Raw genomic sequence first — 601 nt, forward strand, 5'->3', positions numbered from 1 at the left:
CCCCGCAAGCGGGGAGAGGTGAAGATAGAGCGCGGCCCATCCTCACGACGCCTTCTTGATCTTGAAGCTCGCCAGATAGTCCTCCGGTTTGGCCGGATCGAATGTCTTGCCCATCACCGCGAACGATTTGTAGGCGCTCGCCGGCGGCGACAGGCCCATTTCGGTCATCAGCTTCTTGGTGTCGGTGGCGAGATACACCTGCTCTGCGACCGCCTTGTAGTCGACATCGCCCTTGATCTGGCCCCAGCGCTTCATCTGCGTCAGCATCCACACCGCAAACGACTGCCAGGGGAACGGATCGAAATCGACGCGCTTCGGATCGGTCTTCACCCCACCGAGACCGTCGGCATAGGTGCCGGTCAGGACCTGCTCCAGCACCGTCACCGGCGCGTTGATGTAGTTGGCCGGCGCGATCGCCTCGGCGATCTGCTTGCGGTTCTCGGCCTTCGAGGCGTAGGCGGTGGCATCGACGATGGCCCGCGTCAGCGCCGCAAAGCTGTTCGGCGCCGTCGTGATGAACTCGCGGCTTGCAGCGAAGCTGCAGCAGGGATGGCCGTCCCAGATCTCCTTGGACAGGATGTGCATGAAGCCGACGCCGTCG

General features: G+C 63.4%; 1 protein-coding gene. It reads right to left on the reverse strand.

All coding sequences use genetic code 11. The annotated features are described in order from the left end of the window. Nucleotides 1-42: 42 nt before the first annotated feature. The coding region (locus JHD07_RS33535; RefSeq protein ID WP_291629959.1) for an ABC transporter substrate-binding protein at nt 43-601 on the reverse strand (559 nt) is incomplete at its 5' end.

The organism is Bradyrhizobium sp., from assembly GCF_016462955.1.
Classification (GTDB): Bacteria; Pseudomonadota; Alphaproteobacteria; order Rhizobiales; family Xanthobacteraceae; genus Bradyrhizobium.